The 20,426-nt window shown below is 54.9% G+C and carries 17 protein-coding genes and 1 other annotated feature; of the genes, 1 reads left to right on the plus strand and 16 read right to left on the minus strand.

Going from position 1 to position 20,426, the window contains the following annotated elements:
- Positions 1-249: a binding site (T-box leader), on the minus strand.
- A gap of 196 nt (positions 250-445) precedes the next feature.
- The 8 genes from ACFPOF_RS20695 to ACFPOF_RS20730 form a co-directional block, all read right to left on the minus strand.
- Entirely contained in the window at positions 446-2,896 is a 2,451-nt protein-coding gene (locus tag ACFPOF_RS20695) for an FG-GAP-like repeat-containing protein (RefSeq protein WP_378136180.1), read from the minus strand.
- A 96-nt stretch (positions 2,897-2,992) separates the two neighbouring features.
- A complete protein-coding gene (locus tag ACFPOF_RS20700; RefSeq protein WP_378136182.1) occupies positions 2,993-4,084 on the minus strand; it encodes a hypothetical protein in 1,092 nt (363 codons plus the stop codon).
- Entirely contained in the window at positions 4,068-4,952 is an 885-nt protein-coding gene (locus ACFPOF_RS20705; protein WP_378136184.1) for a carbohydrate ABC transporter permease, read from the minus strand. Before ACFPOF_RS20705 ends, ACFPOF_RS20700 begins: the two co-directional genes overlap by 17 nt.
- Positions 4,953-4,971: 19 nt before the next feature.
- A complete protein-coding gene (locus tag ACFPOF_RS20710) occupies positions 4,972-5,922 on the minus strand; it encodes an ABC transporter permease (RefSeq protein WP_378136186.1) in 951 nt (316 codons plus the stop codon).
- A gap of 86 nt (positions 5,923-6,008) precedes the next feature.
- Positions 6,009-7,811, minus strand: a complete 1,803-nt coding sequence (locus ACFPOF_RS20715) for a type 2 periplasmic-binding domain-containing protein (protein WP_378136187.1) — start codon at positions 7,809-7,811, stop codon at positions 6,009-6,011.
- 147 nt (positions 7,812-7,958) lie between these two features.
- Positions 7,959-9,575 carry a response regulator gene (locus ACFPOF_RS20720; RefSeq protein ID WP_378136189.1) on the minus strand — a complete coding sequence of 539 codons (1,617 nt, stop codon included), beginning with the start codon at positions 9,573-9,575 and terminating at the stop codon, positions 7,959-7,961.
- A 7-nt stretch (positions 9,576-9,582) separates the two neighbouring features.
- On the minus strand, positions 9,583-11,367 hold the full coding sequence (locus ACFPOF_RS20725) for a cache domain-containing sensor histidine kinase (protein WP_378136191.1): 1,785 nt from the start codon (positions 11,365-11,367) through the stop codon (positions 9,583-9,585).
- Positions 11,357-12,268: a helix-turn-helix transcriptional regulator gene (locus tag ACFPOF_RS20730; RefSeq protein WP_378136193.1), complete on the minus strand. Its 912-nt coding sequence runs from the start codon at positions 12,266-12,268 to the stop codon at positions 11,357-11,359. The genes ACFPOF_RS20725 and ACFPOF_RS20730 overlap by 11 nt, the downstream gene beginning before the upstream one ends.
- 119 nt (positions 12,269-12,387) lie before the next feature.
- On the opposite strand from ACFPOF_RS20730, the gene ACFPOF_RS20735 reads away from it, so the two are divergent.
- Complete coding sequence (locus ACFPOF_RS20735; RefSeq protein WP_378136195.1) at positions 12,388-14,073, plus strand: glycoside hydrolase family protein; 1,686 nt, start codon at positions 12,388-12,390, stop codon at positions 14,071-14,073.
- A gap of 109 nt (positions 14,074-14,182) precedes the next feature.
- Here ACFPOF_RS20735 and ACFPOF_RS20740 read toward each other — a convergent pair whose 3' ends face one another.
- The 8 genes from ACFPOF_RS20740 to yqeH all read right to left on the minus strand — a co-directional run bounded on the left by ACFPOF_RS20740 (position 14,183) and on the right by yqeH (position 20,426).
- Positions 14,183-14,977, minus strand: coding sequence for a class I SAM-dependent DNA methyltransferase (locus tag ACFPOF_RS20740; RefSeq protein WP_378136197.1), 795 nt, complete (start codon positions 14,975-14,977; stop codon positions 14,183-14,185).
- A 37-nt stretch (positions 14,978-15,014) separates the two neighbouring features.
- Positions 15,015-15,941, minus strand: a complete 927-nt coding sequence (locus ACFPOF_RS20745; protein WP_378136199.1) for a CvfB family protein — start codon at positions 15,939-15,941, stop codon at positions 15,015-15,017.
- A complete protein-coding gene (rsfS, locus tag ACFPOF_RS20750; protein WP_378136201.1) occupies positions 15,938-16,282 on the minus strand; it encodes a ribosome silencing factor in 345 nt (114 codons plus the stop codon). Before rsfS ends, ACFPOF_RS20745 begins: the two co-directional genes overlap by 4 nt.
- Before the next feature lie 47 nt (positions 16,283-16,329).
- The gene (yqeK, locus tag ACFPOF_RS20755; RefSeq protein WP_378136203.1) at positions 16,330-16,899 is read right to left on the minus strand and encodes a bis(5'-nucleosyl)-tetraphosphatase (symmetrical) YqeK; all 570 of its coding nucleotides are present in this window, start codon (positions 16,897-16,899) and stop codon (positions 16,330-16,332) included.
- The gene (locus ACFPOF_RS20760; RefSeq protein ID WP_378136205.1) at positions 16,889-17,476 is read right to left on the minus strand and encodes a nicotinate-nucleotide adenylyltransferase; all 588 of its coding nucleotides are present in this window, start codon (positions 17,474-17,476) and stop codon (positions 16,889-16,891) included. Before ACFPOF_RS20760 ends, yqeK begins: the two co-directional genes overlap by 11 nt.
- A 399-nt stretch (positions 17,477-17,875) precedes the next feature.
- Complete coding sequence (gene yhbY / locus ACFPOF_RS20765; RefSeq protein ID WP_378136207.1) at positions 17,876-18,169, minus strand: ribosome assembly RNA-binding protein YhbY; 294 nt, start codon at positions 18,167-18,169, stop codon at positions 17,876-17,878.
- A gap of 221 nt (positions 18,170-18,390) precedes the next feature.
- Complete coding sequence (gene aroE, locus ACFPOF_RS20770; protein ID WP_378136209.1) at positions 18,391-19,260, minus strand: shikimate dehydrogenase; 870 nt, start codon at positions 19,258-19,260, stop codon at positions 18,391-18,393.
- A 41-nt stretch (positions 19,261-19,301) separates the two neighbouring features.
- Complete coding sequence (yqeH, locus tag ACFPOF_RS20775; protein WP_378136211.1) at positions 19,302-20,426, minus strand: ribosome biogenesis GTPase YqeH; 1,125 nt, start codon at positions 20,424-20,426, stop codon at positions 19,302-19,304.

Raw genomic sequence — 20,426 nt, forward strand, 5'->3', positions numbered from 1 at the left:
GCTAGGGACGAGAGTTCGAATTCCCGTGGTACCACCCTAGTTGACGGACGTCCTGCCTGGATCGCCGCCCACTCTAACCCCGTAACGAGAGGTAACGCCCGGCTTGATAATCATTCCGCTTAAGCGAAAATGACTCGTTCGGCCCGGTGGCTCCAAGGCGAGTTCGTCGTATGCGCCAACCGGCTTACACCTTCCGCCGGCTCTCTGGGTGACGCTGCAGCGACTACTGCTCCTCTTCTCAGCCAAAGTATGCCATGATTATAGCCATCCGCGCGAACGATGTCAAGTTAACCCGCTAGTGTTGTCGTTGTGCTGTGATAATGTCACCCTATATCTGTTCTGAGATAATGTCCCCCACCCACGTTTGCGAGCCAGCGGCTTCAAACGGGATACCGGCATCGTCTTAATCGCGCAGACGATGCCGTTTCATCTTCCGATTCCGATTCTAGCTGTACGTGACAGTAGGATTCCAGTTCGTCCCGTCGTAATCGATCGCGCCGTTGCTGTCGAGAACAAACTGGAACTTGTCGCCGACTGCAACCGTTGTCGTCAGGAACGGAGTCACGCCCGCCGTGTCGGTTACAGTAACATAACCACCTCCGCTCGGCCAGATAACCTGATCGTTTTTGCGGATTTGGACCCGTACGCCGTTGCCGTTCGCGGTTTGCTTGGCGATATTGCCCGTTACGGTGACGGAGCCGGCCGAAGAAGCCGTAAAGACGCGGACCGATTGCCGATTGACGTCCGGATGCTGCCAGTTGTTGCCGATCAAGGCGTACGTGGCGCCGCCCTTCCATCTGCAGTTACCCGCATCCCAGGTCATCGGTACGATCATCCGCGTCGTCCCGCTGAACTGCCATTCCTCGTAGGACCAGCCGTTCGCGCCCTGAGTACTGGAGAAACCGGATGACGCTTTCGAAGTGGAGGTCGGCACTTGCAGCTGACGGATATAGTTTTTCGTCATGTTCCAGTACATCGCGGGATCCAGGACGCCTTCGCTGTTCGTCCATTTCTCCGAGGTGGCGGCTAGACCGCTCGTATCGGCAATCTGAATACCGGTATCCTCCGCGAATTCATTAAAGGAGTTGATCATGACGATGCGCGGTTTGACCGGCCGATTCAACACCCGTTCCCACGTCAGCTGGCTGTAGAACGTCCCTTTGTTCCGGTTCACGATCGGCAGGTTGCCGACATGATTGTTCCAGCCCGGCATGACGTTCATGACCTCGTCGTTGTCGACCGTGCCCGCAGCAGACAATTGCCAGCCGTATTCGCCGGCGGCAGCGTTGCTGGCGAAACGTACTGTGAAATGATTCGAGTTAGCCTTGCTCCCCGTATAATTCCGCCACGCATTCTGCACGGAAGCACCGACGTAGACGACGAGCAGCGGCTTGCCGTCCAACTGATAATAGTAATTCGAGCCGCCGTAAGAAGGATGGTTGGCGAATTCGTCCCACACTTGTCCCGCTTCCTGTTCGATCGACAGCGGGTCTTGCGTCCATTGCGCCCGACCGATGGCGAAGGCGTAACGGATGTCGCGATTGGCCGCGTTGTCGTTCCAACTCTTGATTCGCTGCGCCAGCCTCGCTGCCCGGTTCAGGATCGCACCGCTGACGTTGTTTAATCCGTTCGTCTCGTCGAGCAGCAGCCAATCGATCTTCGCGTCCGCGATCGTCGCCAGATGCTCGTCGATGACCGCCGCGTCTCCGCTGTCATAGGTTTGATAGGAACCGAGCGTCAGCGGTCTGTACAATAACGCCGGCTTCGGCGAGAACCCCGCCCACGTATCGCTCGCCACCGAATCGTTCTGCCGGTAACGCTCCACTTTCCAAGTGCCTCCGTTCACGCCGGCATAGAACGCCACGTTGGCCTGCCATCCGTACATATCCCCCGTCACGTTGCCGTGCATGAACCGCGTGGCCTGATAGCCGAACCCGGAATTCATCAACGTATCTCCCGAGTCTATCTTTTTCAGGTCACGGGCATACTCCCTGCCTACGTAATCGCCCGTCTTGCCGTCCGGCGAGATCAGATCCGCGTTGAAATACACATAGGCGTCCGCAAATCCATCGCCGTTGCCGTCATACGCATATTGGGCGACCGAACCGTAACCATGCCCTGCGGTCCAATAAGCTTCCGGCGCAAAAGACGTTCCCGTCGAGAGAGCATTGAACCAGTTGCCGTCCGAAGAGAAAACGATGGCGTCCGCCTTGCCGTCCTTGTTCGTATCCGCGACGAATTGATTGCTGGAGGCCCCTCCGAAATTCGTCCTCCATACATTAAACGCGCCGAACGAGCTGCCGTCCGACAACGCCGCCGACCATGTCCCGCCGGATACGGCGGCGAAGAATGCCACGATGTCCGACTTCCCGTCGCCGTTCACATCGCCGAGCATCCGTCTTGTCGCATTGTAACCGGCTCCCGACTTCCACAAGGTGCCCGCCTGGAAATTGCCGCCATTCGAAAGCGCCACATACCAGTCCCCCGCTTGGCTATCCCCGTTGACGTCGCTGTTGAAGTAAGCGACGGCATCCGGCTTACCGTCGCCGTTCACGTCCGCCAGCAACTGATCCTGGGATCCCGCGCCGAAACCGCTGATCCATTGCGTCGGCGCGCCAAACCCGCTTCCGTTCGAGAGCGCGACCTGCCAGATGCCCCCGGCGTTGAAGGTGACGGCATCGTCTTTGCCGTCCCCGTTCACGTCCGCGACGAACTGATTCAGACTGGAACCGCCGAACCCCGTCCTCCAGTCGCCGCGAATGTCCGGCAGCTTCGAATACCAGGTACTGTACCAAATTCCGACGTCCGTTCCTCCCGCAGCGTTCGCCCCTCCGCCAAGCACAACGGTCCCGGCAAGCAATGCCGACACCAACAGCGCTCCGATCGTTTTTCTCATAAAAAAAGCCTCCCGTTCTCCTCGGATAGAAAGCTGTTTCTTACGATTGCCGATGGCCAAGCCCAGTAGCCTTTTCCGACCTCACCTCCCCTCCCGTTAATCCGGGATCCGTACGTCGGCCCGATACACGTCCGTCCCGTTCGTCTCGATGAGCAGCGTAAAGGTCCGTTCCGTGTCTTGAATCAAACCCTCCCGGTCGCCGTTGCACACCGTAAAATAAGGCCGCGACAAATCTTCCCGATCCAGCGCCAGCGGAACCGGCTCGCTCCAGGAAAGCAGATCGTCGCTAAAGGAAATCTGGCACGCTCCCCTGCCCGACACCCACAGTTCGCGCCGGTAGCTTGTCATCATATAACGCCGCAGGTGACGATTATACGAGACGAACGGGACGTTGCCCGACGACACGACCGCCGTTTCTCTCCCGCCATTCCCCGGCTCCGCGAAACTTCCCTCGTACAGCTTGCGCCATTCTCCCGGCAAGCCTTTGTCCGCCATCGGCGCCCGCGCCGCATAAATATGGTCTCCCTTGACCTCGTTCGCCCGATCGACCGTAATTTGCGAATAATAGATATAGAAATAGCCGTCGCGTTCGTTCGGATAGAAGCAGAAATCGCCCGCCCCCAGCACGAACCTGTCAATCGATTGGCCTCCTTCCATCCCGTCCGGACGGAACAGCTCCGTCCAGCAAGGCTCGGCGGAGGTCAGAATCCATCCCGCGAAATCCCACGACCTTCCCTGATCGTCGGAAATCATAAGGCCGATATGGCGGAAATCCGGTTCTCCCTCCTGCAAGCCAAAAGCGGTATAGGACGTATCCTCCGCTCCCCAGGCCGTCTCGTTGTGCACGTAACAATAAAAACGGCCGTCGTCGGGATCGATCCAAAGTCCGTTTGGCCAGATTTTCCCCCGCGAACGGGGGCCGTCCGGATAAGCCAGCCCGTGAAACGCTTCTCCGGCGCGCCCCATCCGAAAGCGATACGTCACCTCGCATACTTTCGCCAAATCGTCAATGCACGTGCCTCTCCACAGGGTGATTCCGCCGAGATGAACATGGCCGACCAGCCCCCAAAGCGTCCCTTCGGCATCCCGGCACAGGGCCACATTGCCATCCTGATAAACTCCGTTGTCGTTCGTGAATTGCGTCAGCCGAGTTTCGCCGACTTGCCAGCCCTTATCCTTTAACTGCACCGAGCACGACCCCCTTAATGAAATACTTCTGGAAGAACGGATAAATAAACAATATCGGGAACGTCGTCACCATCAGCGTCGCCATCCTGAGCGTCTCTACGGACGTCCTTTTCACCGCTTGAGGCGAACTGAGCGCAGCCACTTGGGAGAAGGTCGTAACCTCGGCTTCCCGCAAAATATTTTGCAGCAGCAGCTGAAGCGGATGAAGATGGGTGTTGCTCACGAACAGCATCGCATCGAACCAGGCGTTCCACTGTCCCACGCCGACGAACAACGCCACTGTGGCGTATACGGGAAACGAGAGGGGAACGACGATTTTCAGGAACACCCGGAAGTCTCCCGCCCCGTCGATTCTGGCCGACTCCTCCACTTCTCCGGGCAGCGCCTCGTAGTACACTTTCATCAGAAACATAAACAGGCCGCTGAATGCCCCAGGCAGCAAATAGACGAGAAAGGTGTTCATCAGCCCGAGGTTGTAAATCAGAATGTAAAACGGCAGCAGTCCGCCGGACACGTACATGGGCAGCACGAAAAAGAACAGGAACGATTTTTTGAGCACGAGATTTTTTTTCGAAACCGAGTAGGCGGCCGTAGCCGTCACGAGCAGCGATATTGCCGTTCCCGCCACCGTCTTCAGCACGGAAATGACGGCAGCGTCGAGAATCGAATTGTTGGCGAACACGGTTTTATAGTTCTCTATCGTAAAATCGATCGGCCAAAAATATACGGTACTCGTCAACACCGACTGCCCGTTGCTGAAAGAATAGGATAACGCGTAAATAAACGGGTAAATCGTCAGAAAGCACAGAAGCAGGAACAAAGTGCCCACAACGGCGTCGAACCAGCGAAACTTCAGATGCAAGGTCATCGTATCTCTCCTTCTGCGACTAGAACAAAGCCGATCCGCGCCATTTTTTGATTAAGGAATTGCTGCCGAAAATAAGCAAAATGGACAATAACGACTGGAAAACGCCGATCGCGGCCGCATAGGAATACTGAGCGCCTTGAACCCCTTGCTGGTAGACGTAAATGTCGAGCACATCCGATCTGTCCGCCACGAGCGCGTTGCGGAAATTCCACAGCGCTTCGAAATTCGGAGCGAGCGAACCGCTTGCTCCTCCGCTGCCGTTGATCAGGCTGCCCACCGTCAGAATGAACAAAAATACCGCCGTTCCCGTAATGCCCGGCACCGTAATGTGCAGCATGCGTTGAAACCGGTTCGCCCCGTCGACTTCGGCCGCCTCGAAGAGATGAGGGTCGATGGCGTTGATGGCGGATAAGTACAGAATGGAATTCCAGCCGATTCCCTTCCAGATCGTGGCGAGCACGATGATCGGCCAGAAATAGTGCGGCTCGCGAAAGAACGGGATGTCCTCCATTCCGAGGGAATGCAGCAACACGTTCACGACGCCGGACTGGCTTTCCAAAAGCTTATAGAAAAGACCGCCGACGACCACCCAGGAAATGAAGTAAGGCAAATAGGTGATCGTTTGAATCGTTTTTTTCAGTTTGGAGCTGACCAGTTCATTGAGCAGGATGGAGAAAATAATCGGCATGGGAAACACGACGGCCAAGCAGATCAAATTGATCGCGAGCGTATTGCGCAGCGCCCGATAAAAATCGGGAGAAGCGAAAAATTCCTTGAAATGGTCGAACCCGACGAAATCGCTGCCGAAATAGCCGTCGAGAATGCGATAATCCTGAAAGGCCATCACGAGACCGAACATGGGGATATAGTTGAATACCAAAACCAAAGCGATGGCCGGCAGCAAAAACAACAGAAGCACTCTCTGTCGGTAAAGCGTCTTGATAAATCCTCCTGCCCTGTTGGCTAGCATCTTGCCACTCCTTCTCTATCGAAAAAAATAGGGAGAGAAATCCGGCCTTGCCCCGGAAACGAAGCAGGAGCAAGGCCGGAAACCGATTATTTCAACAATCCGCGTTCCTTAAAGACATTTTCCATCTCCGTCCGGGCTTCGTCGTATTTCGTCTTTTTCATGAACTCGGTTTTCAACTCTTCCCAGTTCTTGTCGAAGTTGCCCGGTTTAACCGCATACAGCTTGGAAGACTTGTTATTGTAGAAGTCGGACCACAGCCAGTTGCCCGGACCGTTCGTCAGATCGTCGACGCCGGCGAGCAGCTTGCCGCCCCGCTCCAGCGCGCCCGTCGTTACGTAAGCGGAAGACATTGCGAAAATATCCGACACTTTGTAAGGATAGCTCCGCTCCCAGTCAAACGGATTGTAGCCGACGAGACCTGGCGCGGCGCTAAACGCCTTGGAATACTGTTTCGGCAATCCGTATCGTCCGAGACCTTTTTTGTAATACTGGTCGTCGGCGATGCCGCCTTCCGCGTTCTCGATAAGCGCCTGATGAAGCGCTTCGTCCTTGAACACCTTCTTGCCGTCTTTCATCTCCCACAGGCCAAGGCTTTCCGGGCCCCAAATTTTCAGATCGAGCGCCTCGTCCGAGAAAAACCAGTCGAAGTATTGCAGCAGTCGCGGAATGTCTTTGAAATCCTTCTTGATGAAAAACTGGAACGCAGCCGGATTAAACGCATCGATGCCATTGCGGGCGATCCCTTCCTTACCCGGCATCGGGATATGGTGGAACATTTTGCCCGGCGCGATTTTGTCGATGCCCGTATGAATGGCGTTGAGGTCGCCCATCAGCACGAGCGCGACGGCTACTTGACCGCTCGCTTCCTTCTCGGCCAACTGCTGATCCTTCTGGATGGCGAAATCAGGGTCGAGCAGCTTCTCGCTGTACAGCTTGTTCAGGAACTGGAAGTATTCCTTGCCGTATTTGTCCCCGAACGGCGTGCCAGACACGGTGTTGTCGTCTTCATGATACTGCCAGGCGCTGCTTACTCCGAACATATTGGCCAGATGGTGCTGCGCCCACCACGGAATCGACAGCGGAATGACGTCCTTGTTGCCGACCTTCAGATTCAGTGCCTTGACCTTTTTCAGAAATTCGTACAGGTCGTCGGGCGTCGCAATCGCCGGCTCGATTTTGAAATCGTCGTACGTCGGCTTCTGCTGCGTCTCGTTAACCTTCTTCTCGATTTCCTTTAGCGGCGTGTACTTATACCCCAGCTTATCGAGAATGTCTTCCCGAATAACCAAGCCCCAGTTGCTAGCCGGAAGCGAGTAAATATCGTTGAACTTCTGCAGGGACGTATCGACCCAAAGGGCCGGAATGGAGTACAGCTTTCCGTTGAAGTAGGAATCCCGCCAAGTGTCCATGGAGCCGTATTTCTGCAAATTCGGCATGTACTGCTTAATGAGGTCTCCCAGTTCGGCATACTGCCCGCTGCTCGCGACGATCGGCGCATTGGACTGCGCGTAGATCACGTCGGGCAGATCGTTCGTGGCCAGCAGCATGTTAAATCTTTCCTTGAAGGTAGAGCCCTGGTTGTACAGCACTTTGCTCACTTTCACGTTAAATTTGGACTCGACGATCGGCGTTAGCACGTCATTCGGATTGTCCGCGAACGTAGGCGGCGAGTCGTTCTCCTGGTAGAAGCTGTACTCCAGCGTTTCTTTCGGATCCTCGCCGGACGGCTGAGCCGACTCCGTGCCCGACGCAGGCGGCGCCGCCGAGGAAGACGGCGAACTGCCTCCTTCCTTGTTTTTCGCGCATCCCGCGAGAAGCGCCCCCGCGAGAACAACCGTCATTCCGAGCCGCAGCAGGCGGCCCGTTCCGTTTACCGCTATTCCAACCATTCCTGTTTTCCCCCTGCTCTCTTGGTAGTCTTTCAAGCGTTAATTCTGCTGCCCTGTCAGTATACTTCAAATGTAACCGCTTTCTATTTCACTTCCTTTAGGGAATGTTGCATTTTTTACAGAGGTTGCATGCACTTTTTTTGGCGTTTATTGCTTTTCTTTTGTGCGATATTGGATCGGAGTCATGCCGGAAAACTGTTTGAAAGCTTTGCAGAAGTAATGGTAGTTGTCGATTCCCACCTGCGAGGCAATATCGTAAACCTTATCGTGCGTCGTTCTGAGAAGCGCTTTGGCTTTCTCCAACCGGATTCTTTGCAAAAAGGCGACGAAGTTCTGCCCGGTTTCTTTCTTGAACAGATTGGAAAAATATGTGCTGTTCATATTGACCGTAGAGGCGACGACTTCCAGCGAGAGATCGCCGGCATAGTGGTTTTTCATATACGCGATCGCTTGGGCGATTTCCGGCCGATATTTCCCGCTGGAGCCGATCGGCAGCAGTTCGCTTAACCGCAACATCACTTTCGTCAGATAGATTTTAGCCTCTTCCGCCGTTTCCATTCCATTCAGGGCTTCATAAGGAGAACGGCCGGTTTCAAACAGCTCTTGCTCGGAAATGCCATAGTCTCGCTGCTGTTTCTTGATGAAGGAGACAAATTCGAAATAGAAGGCTTTCGCTTCCTCCAGCGAAACCTTCTGTTCAATAATGCCGTTGCATATCTCCTCGACGACGCCGGCGATCTCCAGAGGATCTCTCCGTTCCCTAAGTAACAGCTCTTCATATTCCTTAAAGCTCTTAGACGGTTTCCTCGAATAGTCGCTCACTTCCGAATAAGGGATAATTCTGTTCTTCCCTATAAAATAAACGCCGGCGATGGCGGCTTTGGCTTGAAGGTAATAGTCGGCGATATGCTCCGTGGACGAGCAGTGGCCGCTGATTCCAATGGAAGCCCCGAGCCCGAAACGCTCTCGAATAAGCGCTAGTATTCCGTTGGACTGCTCGTGCAGCGAATTTTGCAAATACAAGAAGCTCGGAACGCTCTCGAAGCCGAGAATAAGCACCAATTCTCCGTCCTCGGCCGCATAGCAATAACCGGCGTCCGCGTTCAAATATGTCCGGTTGATTTCCTCGGCCACCTGCGCTCTGACAGGCTCGGACGATTGGCCGCGGTTTTGTGCGCTAGGCTCTTCATGAATTTTCACGATCATGACCACGCTGTGCGTCAAGGAGAACCGCAGCTCCAACCGGTTCAGCCTTTCTGCAATGGAGTTCCGATTGGCAGCCGCGTATCCGTGCAGCAGCTGTCCGAAAAACTGGTTCCTCTCCATCTGCAAGGATTGCGCCTCGAGATGTTTCCATTTGATTACCTGTTCGTTTCGCTGCCGGTTTCCTTCCAGCTTTCCGACGACATCTTCCAGCGTTTTCTCGAGAATGTCCGGCTCCAGCGTATGCTTCAGCAAATAATCCTGGGCGCCCAGCAGCAAGGCGTCCTTCACGTAGTTGAAATCGTCGTGGCAGCTAAGAATGACGATCTGCCCCTGAAATTGACTTTCTTTTAATCGGGAAAGCAGGGTGATTCCGTTCATGCCGGGCATGCCGATGTCCAGCAACACGATATCGGGTCTGCATTGATGAATTTTATCCAGCGCGTCCTGGCCGTCAACCGCATCTTCCGTTAACTGAAAGCCGTGTCCGGCCCAGTCGATCATCATTCGCAGATCCATGCGAACGTAATATTCGTCGTCGACGATCATAACTTTGTACATGATGTCCTCAACCTCCCAGCTGTGATGGAGTTACAAAAGGGTGAAGCGGAATTCGGACGGTGCTGGTAAAGCCTGAACCTAGAGCGCTGCGGAACGAAATGCCGTAGCCTTCCCCGTAATGAAGCTTAAGGCGGTCGTTTACATTTCGTAGGCCCAAGCCGCCGAAAGTGAGCCGGCCTTCCCTCGGCTGTTCCTTCAATAGCATTTTCAGCGCCTCCTCCTCCATCCCTTTGCCGTTGTCTTCCACTTCCATGACGATATCCAGGTTATCCTGGTATATCCGAATGACGATAATGCCTCCGCCGTCCTTCAAATCTACCCCGTGTACGATTGCGTTCTCGACCAATGGCTGCAAAATGAGCTTTACCGTCGAGCAGTCCGACAGCCCGTCCTCCACTTCGAACAGCGCCTGAAATCGGTTGGGATAACGGATATTTTGCAGCTCCAAATAATGCTTCGTCATCTCCAGCTCTTCCCGAATCGGGAGAAACACCGTATTCTTGCTTATGCTTAACTGCAGCAAGCCGATCAGGCTGGTCACGGTCCGGTAGATTACGCTCTGTCCGTTCAAACGGGCCAGCGACTTGATGGAATTCAATGAGTTGTACAGGAAATGCGGCGTAATTTGAGCCTGGAGCGCATCCAGTTCGGCCCGCCGTTTCATGACGTTCTCCGTGTCCAGCCGAATCAACAGGTTCCGGATTTCCAGGATCATGCCGTTGTAGCTTTGGGTCAGCACGCCGATCTCGTCCTTGCGCTTCGTATGAAGCGTTTGGTTGAATTGACCGTCTTTCACGCGGCGGATGGACGCCAGCAAATTTTTGATCGGGTCGGTGAATTTGCGCGCGAGCATGTATGCGGCCAGTATCGCAATGACGATGCAAGCGATGACAACGACCGCCGTCGTTTTGAAAATGAGCTGGGAATGGCGGGTGATGTAATTCATGGGAAGCTCCGCCACGTAGATCCAGTCCGACTTGGTCGAATACACGTAGCTGATGTATTTCCGGTCGCCTCCCTCGTCTTTCCAGGCAAAACCTCCCGACGCCTTCGCTTGGACGACCCTGTCGAGGTATCGCGATTCTAGCTTCGTTCCATAACGATCGGGATCTTTGACGTAAATCGCATTCTTCCGCGTATCGGTCACGAGGAATTCCGCCGTCTCCCCGTCGAATCCCGCCTGAAAGCTGTTTTTGATGGTCCCGTCTTCGATGTTGATCATCAGCACGCCGAGCGGCTTGTAAGTGTCCGGACTGTATACGGTTCTGGCCAGCGTAATGACATAACGGTTCCGGGATACCGTGCCCTCATCGAACTCGTTCTCGTGCATACCGATCCATAAAGGCATTAGATTGTTGTCCAAAGCCGCCTTATACGTATTCGTGCCGCGGCAGTCCGGTCTCTTGCCGGCAACGTTCAGCGTTCCCACGCTGATCAGATCCGAATTGTTCAGGCACAAATACATCGAGGAGATTTCCGGCTGCGCCATGACGACATTGTTCATCAGCTTCTCGATACCGCGGTATCTCAAGGTTCGGGCGAATTCCTCCTGATCGGGGGCTTCGTCATTCTGCACGACGGGATCCGTTACCAGCTTTACGCTGGCATTAACGACATCGTCCATCAGTTGATTTACCGTTGAAGTCGTCTGAAGCAGCACCGTTCCGGCGTATTTCTCCGCCTGCGTCTGCACGACCGAAGAAGCCAACTGGTAGAGAAACAGACTGACCGCAATGAGCGGAACGACGGAAAACAAAATCAAATACAACGTCAATCTCCCTTTAATCTGCATCGGGTCTGAGTTCCACCTCCATGCGGTCAAAACCGGGAAGGCCGGATTTCAACCTGTAATCTCCCGGCGTCGAACCGATAATGCTCCTGAACGTTTTGATGAAATAATTGCTGTGGGCGAAGCCGCAAGCTTCGCCGATCACGGAAATTTTCATGTCGGTATGCCTAAGCAGCCAGACGGCCCGTTCGATTCTGATCTTGCGGACATATTGCATCGGCTTGATTCCGAAGTATTTCTGAAAGGAGCGGCAGAAGTGGTACTTCGTCAACCCCGATGCCTCCGCCAGCTCATCGAGCGACAAATCTTCATGAAAGCGATTACGAATGACGGCAACGGCTTGCACTAGCGGTTCGGGGATGTCATCGCGCCTGACTTGACTGCCCGCGTCGGCGAACCGGTGAAGCTCGAGCACGAATCGGTACAGCGTGGCCGATATTTCATAGGGATCGGAGATGGACGATCCGGCGATATCGGCGTATAGCGACGACAACACCTCCAGGGGAACGGACTTGGGAGGAAGCTCGAATATCGGGCCCAACTTTCGTTCCAGAACTCTCCAATGCCGCAGTGCGTCGTCACCGTGAACCGTTACGAAGAAAAATTCCCAATGCGGCTCTCCGGCCGGCAAGTAGTATTCATGGTCGCCCGGAATAGTGCGCAGAAAAGCCCGGTTCTTCGGAAGCGAATGAACTTCTTCGCCTATTCGAAGCTCTCCCCTGCCGGACAGCGTATATTGAAAAATCGCGGCGCCCTCTTGTCCTCTTTTCATTCCGTGCCAACGATAAGCTTCCGACTCCGCTTTCTCCCAACCGATCCCTTCCAGCCGCATCGTGATGACGGAACGATCGGGATACTGGAATCCGATGGTTCTCGGCTGTGAATCCCTCATGTTAAAGAGCAATATTTTATCACTCCATCTCGCATATATTCTATTTATAGAATATATAAACCCTTTTATCATGAATAGTAGGTTTCAATAATAAAAGCAATTTATTTTCATCTGAAAATGAGGGAATGGCGATGAAAACGGCCCACTGGAAGGAAATAAAGGTTTACGGGGATATGTACGAAAGGGCGATACTCAATTACGATCGGCTGGAGACGGAGGAATACCGCTGTCCGCGCGTCTTTCGCGAGGGCGGCTATTCCTGGCCCGGCGATTGGGAAGGGCGAACGATTCTCGCGCTGGTCATGCTGGCGCAATCGACTGGCAGGGAGCCTCTGTATTTGGCTGAAATCATGAAGTGGCTTCCCGAACGACTGAATGCCAAAGGGTATTTCGGAACGATTCACGGGGAGGGTTTGGCGGACGAGCAGCAATTGTCCGGTCACAGCTGGCTGCTGCGGGCGATGGCGGAACATCATTTATGGAAGGGCGACGACGCTTCCCTTCGCGTGCTGGAGGACGTCGTTCGGCATTTGCTGCTGCCGGTTCGCGGCTTGTACAACCGGTATCCTATAGAGGCGGAAGCTCGAGTGACGGAGAAGGGGGAGTTCGGCGGCGAAGCGATCGGGAGTCTGCTGGAAGGTCGTGCGGGAGAATGGTACTTGTCCACCGATGTCGGTTGCGCGTTTATCCTTCTGGACGGGGCAACCCATGCGTATCAATTGCTGAAGTGGCCAGAACTGGCCGAACTGATAGAAGAAATGATCGCCAATTTCCGAAGGATCGACCTTGCCGGATTGTCCTTTCAGACGCACGCGACACTGTCGGCGCTGAGGGGGATTTTGCGCCATTACGACACGACGGGAGACGCCTCTCTGCTGCAATTGGCTCAGACCGTTTTCTCTCTCTACACTCGGGAAGGAATGACGGAAAATTACGCCAATTACAACTGGTTCGGCCGACCGGAGTGGACGGAGCCTTGTGCGGTCGTCGACTCCTTCATCGTTGCGGTGGAACTGTGGAAACATACGGCGGAAGCTTCCTACTTGGAGCTGGCGCAAGGCATTCTGTACAACGGTCTCGGCTACGGGCAGCGGCCGAACGGAGGTTTCGGATGCGACTGCTGCGCGGGGGCGCACGACGAATGGCTTCAACCGAAGACCGGCCTGTTCGAAGCCTATTGGTGCTGCTCAATGCGGGGCGGCGACGGCCTGTCCCGAGCAATCGGCTATGGCTGCTTCACGGATCAGGAGCGCGGAGCTTTTGCCCTGCCGTTTCCGCAAAACGGTCAAATGCGGATCACGCTCGCCGGAGGTCAAATGACGGCCATGCAGACGACAGCCTATCCGTATGAAGGCACTATTCGGCTTGAGATACGAGAATCGACGATCGGCGTGCCCGTAACCGCCAAAATATTCTTTCCCTCCTGGTCCGACGCAAAGAAGGCAAGGTTGAAAGTGAACGGTCAAGACGCACAGCCGGTCTTCTCCGCCGGCTTCGTCGAATGGACGGGAATCCCGATGACGGGAACGGTTGTGGAGATGAGCATGCCGGTGGAATTGCGCTGGGAAAACACACTGAACGCCCGATCGCTGCCCGATCGCCGCAGCCTGTATCATGGAGCGTTGATGCTGGGAAGTATCGGCGGCGCTAATGCTTCGGAAACTTCCTTCGAGCTTTCCGAGCTGGAGCCGGTGTCGGCTTCCGAGGCTGTCTATCGCATTCGCGGGAGCGGACTCGCATTTCGTCCGATTCGCGAGCTGGGACGCCTGGCGATGGAGCGGGCGGCGGAGGATCGCCGGCAAGTACTGTTCCGGTAGGTTGTTTGTCCTTTCATCGGACGCCCGCCAGAAAGCCGTTGATTACGGTTCCCAACATAACGAAAGGGCAGTTCCAAACCGTATCCGGTTCGGACTGCCCTTTCTTCTATTATTTCGGCTTGCGGGCGACGAAAAATAGCCTTTCCGATTCGGCCGTCGGCGCATCCCACGTAAAATCCGCAACACGATGGAGCAATTCGAAGCCCGTCTCTCCCAATCGCTCGGCGATCCATTCCGGGTCGTATGCTCGTTGCACGTGAGACTCCTCGAACCGACTGTACAACGCACCCGCACCGCTTGCAGCTGTCCCCGGCTCCTGAATAAAAAATGTAAGCGAATGCTCGATTTCCATTCGATCCGGATCGTAATCGCAAGTCCACAAATAAGCGACGTCTTTCTCGTCGTACACGAACGGCTGCTCTTCAGCATAACGTTCTAACTGCCTCGGTGAATGGACGTCGAACAAGAAGAGCCCGCCCGGCGCCAAACCTTCATACGTGGCTTGAATGGCCGCAGCGACGTCGTGCCCTTCCGTCAGGTAGTTCAAGCAATCGCAGAAGCAAATGACAGCGTCCGCGGCTTCGGGCAATTCCCAATCGCGCATATCCTGCTGCAGCCAGCGGATTGTGCCGGGTTCATCGCGATAACCGCCCCTTGCGGTCGGCTCGTCCCATTTGCTGCGGGCTACCGACAACATCTCCGATGAAATGTCGATGCCGAAAACGCCGAATCCCGAACGGGCTAGCGGAATCGCCAAATTGCCGGTGCCGCAGCCGAGGTCGACGATCGACTTCGGTATGCCGTATCGTTCGAAACACCGCCTGGCGAAATTCATCCACTCGGAGTATGGCATTTCCTCCATCAAACGATCGTAGACGGCCGCAAACTGCCGATAGGTGCGCATATCGTTCTCTCCAATTCCCACTCGATCTGAAACGTCGTTACTGCGGATTTTCTTCCGTCTGTTCCGAGCTTTCGGGCGCGATCAGACGCGTCCAATTGCCTTCTTGCCGGATCAGCCCTTCTTTCATCAGCTTGCCGAGTGCCCGCTTGAATGCGGACTTGCTGAGCTGAAAACGACGCTGGATATCTTCCGCGCTTGTCTGGTCCGAATAAGGCATCGCGCCTCCCGGCCTCTCCTTCAGGAAAGCCAGAATACGATCGGCGTCTTCCAATCTGCCGATTTCTTTCGTTGCCTTCAAGCTCATCGACACACGTCCGTCTTCCCTAACTTGCGTAATGCGCGCCTTGAATTTCTGGCCGATACGAAGCGGATGGTTCATTGACGCATTGTTCACGTACCCAAGTGCCCCAAAGCCGAGTACGCCGCCTTCGACGAGAGTAAAAACCCCGTCCCTGAACACATCAGTAACCCAGCCTTCCCGCCATTCATTCATCCAAGTCGTTGGCGCGCGAAACACGAGAGAAGCAAAATCGTCGATTTTTGCCAGTCTCGCCAGCATCCGGCCTTCCTTATCGTGCTTCATCACCACGAACAACTCGTCACCGGTTTGCGGCCAAACGTTTTTCCGTTCGGGCGGGAATTGTTTAAGCGGAAGCAGCAACTGTCTACCGATGCCCATCTCCAGAAAAAAGCCGAAACTCGGATGGAAATCGGCGACCGCAAGCCGCGCCATTTCTCCGAGCTTGATCAACGGTTTGCGAAGCGTCGCGGTCAGCCGTTCCTTATCGTCGTGGAAAAGGAACGCTTCAACTTCCGCGCCGACTGCCGGCCGCTCGCCGACTACCTCTCCATACGGGAGATGAACTTCCGGCCCTTCCGCTTCACCGAAGCCGAGAAACCATCCGTAAGGGGACACTTCTCTACGCACCAGTAATCGTTGCAAGGTTCCGGCGATCAGATTCATACGATCTCCACTGACTTCGCATCAGACCAAAGTCGCTCGAGATGATAAAATTCTCTTTCATCCTTGTGGAAGACGTGAGCGACGACGTCGCCCATATCTACGAGCACCCAACGCGCCGTATCGGCGCCTTCGATTCTTACCTTCGCGCCCGCAATTTCCGCAGTTTTACGAATCTCGGTCGCAATCGACAACACTTGTGTGTCAGAGTTGCCGTGGCAGATCACGAAGTAATCGGCGATTAAGGAAATGCCTTGCAAGTTAAGGGCGACGATGTCATGCGCTTTTTTCTCTTCCGCCGCTCCGATGACCGTTTTCAATAATTGATTCGAGTTTAATGCCATGTCTCAGCCTCCGTATTCTCGATCGTTCATTTTCTGTATTCCTATAGTTAAGCTTTTTTCGTCTGCATAATCAAATCGTTCCGCGCCGCCACTGTCTCCGGGAAAATCCGCTTTCCGCGCTTGACGAGCACTTTGATCGTTGAACCGAACGCTTCGACGAGCGCTTCCTCAAGGCTGCTCTCCGCGAGTTTACGAATGTCGTCGACGCCCGGAAAGTCTCTCCCCGGCTCGATGTAGTCCGCCAGGCAGACGATTTTGTCCAGCAGCGTCATCCCTTCCCTGCCCGACGTATGGTAGCGGATCGCGTCCAACACTTCCTCGTCTGCGATGCCATGCTCGGAAGCCACCGCCCAAGCGCCAACGTGCGCATGCCAGAGATCCTTATCATAGACGAGCAGGTCCGCAGGCAGCGATTGTTCGCGGATAATCGTCTCCATCCGATCGGTCGCCCACGCTTTCGAGTAGTCGTGCAGCAGAGCGGCCAGTTCGGCTTTCTCGGTATGTCCCCCGTACCGAACCGCCAGCGCGATCGCCGTATCGACGACGCCCAGCGTATGTTTCCAACGTTTATCCGGCATTTGCGCGCGAGTGGCTTCCCTCAATTTGTCAAGATCCATAAAGGCCATTCCTTTGCATGTATTCTCGAACCGGTTCGGGGAGCATGTAGCGAACGGAGCGCCCATCCTTCACCCTTCGCCGAATGTCCGTGGAGGAGATGCCCATCGGCGGCATGCCCGCCCTGTTCAACTTTCTGCGAATAAACGTGGGCAGCTCCGAATCATCCGACGGTTGATCGGGTCTCTCCAGACCGATGAAACTGACGCGATCCACAAGCTCCTCGATGCGCCGCCAATGAGGCAGGTCTTGAAGCATATCCGACCCGACGATCCAATAAAACTGGATATCGGGATGGCGTTCTTGCAGCGCGGTAACGGTATCTATCGTGTAAGATGTGCCTTGTTTCATCAGCTCGATATCTTCCACGCGGAGCTTGTCGTTGTCCGCGACCGCAACTTCGAGCATCCGCCGGCGGCTTGCGGCATCTGTGCCGGGCTGCGGCTTGTGGGGCGGCACGAGCGTCGGAATCAGCCACACTTCATCGAGTTTCGCCGCTTCGCGAGCTGCTTCCGCCGCCATCAGATGTCCGTTGTGAACGGGGTCGAAAGTGCCTCCGAGAAGACCGATTTTACGCATGCATTTCCGCCTTTCCTCTTGAGAGGTTGTTCAAAAAGTCCGATGTTGATCACGATGTAGTTTCGAGAAGTTTATTCGACTTCGAATCTTGAATGCTGCACGGGACTTCCGGTGCTCACGTAGGTTTTGCCTACGCTCCGCTCCTCATTCCCTAGGGCGTGTCTGAATACTCCTAGGCAGCAGATTTTGCCGAATTTCCGTTCCATGCAAGGAACTTTTGTGAAGGCGTACCGGGGGTACGTCGAGCAAAAGTGACGAAGCAGGGGGCGGAAAGGCGGTGAAAGATGCCCCTGAGCGAGTATTCAGACACGCCCTAGCTTCATCCAACCTTCTCGGTGCTGAACATCGAACTTTTTGAACTTGATCTGAATAGAGGTAATTCAAAAAGTTTAATGTTGATTAGCGAGGCAATTCGATTTCTTTATGGTCGGTCGATTCTTTGTATAGAACGATCGTTTTGCCGATGACCTGAACGAGCTCGCAGCGCGATTTCTCGGCAAGTTCTTCGCCGATTTCGCGCGGATCGTCAGAGTTGTTGTTGAGTACGGAAATTTTAATAAGCTCGCGCACTTCGATCGCTTCTTCGATGTGACGGATAATTTGATCGTTAATGCCGCCTTTGCCAACTTGGAAAATCGGGGTCAGATGGTGGGCAAGCGAGCGAAGGTGACGTTTTTGTTTGCCTGTTAGCATGTTATTCCTGCTTTCGAGTGATGTGGGGAATCCGACGGCTCGGGTATGTGGACTGCAAAAAAGGGTTGGCACTCCGCCGCTGGTTAAAATCGAGTGGCTTGAATTAAAGATTAAGGTGGCCACTCGATTTTAAAGGCGGACGTAAACTCTCCGTACCAATCCCTTTTTCTCCGTCCTTTCCGAGTCATCTTAAAATGTTTTATTTATTAATCCGGTGCAATTCACCGGCCGAACGACTGCAGAACCGCCTCGCGCATCGCCGCGACGGGGGCGGGAGCGCCGGTCCAATATTCGAACGCATAGGCGCCTTGATAGACGAACATGCCGAGACCGCCGTGGGCGCGGCAGCCGTGCGCTTCAGCCTGTTGGAGGAAAGCGGTCTTTAGCGGATTATAAATCAAATCGCTGGCAACGGCTCCGGGCTTCAGCCAGGACGGGTCGATCGGTACGTCACCCACTTTCGGGGACATGCCAACGGAAGTCGTATTGATGACGACATCCGCTTCGGCGCATGCCGCCTGCAAGCGGGACCACGGAATCGCCGAGATTCGGTAGTCCGTTGAAAAAGCCGAAGCAAGCTCCACCGCGCGTTCTTCCGTGCGGTTCGCGAGCAAAATCGCCGCAGGCTGCTCATGAGCGAGCGCCCACAAAATACCGCGGGACGCGCCGCCGGCGCCGAGAACAACGATCGTTTTGCCGGACAAGTTCGGCTCGGCTTCTTCCTTCAACGACCGGACGTATCCGATGCCGTCGGTGTTGTAGCCGATCAAACGTCCGCCGTCGTTCACGATCGTGTTGACTGCACCGATCGCCCGAGCGCCTTCGCTGATCTCGTCCAAATGCGCCATAACCTCGACTTTGTGCGGAATCGTCACGTTTAGCCCCCGAAACCCGAGCGCGCGAACGCCGGCAATCGCTTGCCCGAGCTCTTCAGGTTTGACATGGAACGCCGCATACGCACCGTTCAGCCCCGTTTCGCGGAACGCCCGGTTTAGCATAACCGGTGACTTGGAATGGCGCACCGGATCTCCGATGACACCGTAAAGAATTGTATGGCTATCTAACTGATAAGAATCGGTATTCCGTTCCATTCGTCCTTCCCCTCTCCCAAAGAGGCACGCAGCGGCTATCGTTAAAGAAGGCTGTCGCGAAGCATCACTTTAATACCGCGCGGGGCATGCACATCTACGGTCGCGCCTTGTTTGCCGTTCGTCTGAATCCAACCAAGGCCGGATATGAAAATATCCTTTTGGACGTTCGCCGGAATGCGCAATCGATGTCTCGTCCATGGCGGCATCGAGGCCAAATCCTCGAGGCTTGGCGGGCTAAGCATCGCGCCCTTGTGAGTCTCGTACAACTCATCCGCCCGTTCGAGCTTCGTCCGATGGACGTTCATGCTTCCAGCCAAATAAAACGTAAACGACTGGCGCTCCCCTTCGACGAAGTCGAACCGGGCCAATCCCCCGATAAATAAAGATTGCTTTTCGTTTAATTGATAGGTCAGCGGCTTCAACGGCTTGTCCGGAAGAAGCGCGGCCAGATCTTTGCGCGGAACGATTTCGGACATTCGCCATCCGTACACAATGCCCGGCGTATCGATGATGCTTCTTCCGTCATCGAGCGGAATATGAACCGCATCAAGCGTCGTGCCTGGGTACCTGGACACGGTAAGCTCCCGCTTCAGATCGCTGTATTCGGAAATAAGCCGATTGATCAGCGTGCTCTTGCCGACGTTGGTCGCACCGACGACGTATACGTCGCGGTCCCCCCGATGAGCGGTAACCGCTTCGACGACACGATCGAAGCCGATATTGCGGCGCGCGCTGCAAAGCACGACGTCAACGACTTTAAGCCCTTCCTCGCGAGCTTGCTTCTGCACCCAGTTGCGCAGTCGGTTCCAATTCGTGACCGGAGGAAGCAAGTCGATCTTGTTCACAACGAGAAGCACGGGATTGCTGCCGACGAATCGTTGCAACCCGGAAATCAAGCTGCCCTGAAAGTCGAACAAGTCGACGATGTGCACAACCAGACTGTTCGTTGAAGCGATGCTACCGAGCAGCTTCAGGAACTCGTCCTGGTCGACCGTCACCGACGACGCTTCATTATAATTTTTAATCCGGAAGCACCGCTGGCATACGGCCTCTTCCTTTCCAATGGAAGATTCGGGCACGAAGCCCGGTCTCGCTTGCGATTCGCTCTGCAGCGGAATGCCGCAGCCTGCGCAGCGGGGAACGTTCATAGGGGGCGTACTCGCCAT

It is taken from the genome of Cohnella soli, from assembly GCF_042655525.1.
Taxonomy (GTDB): domain Bacteria; phylum Bacillota; class Bacilli; order Paenibacillales; family Paenibacillaceae; genus Cohnella; species Cohnella soli.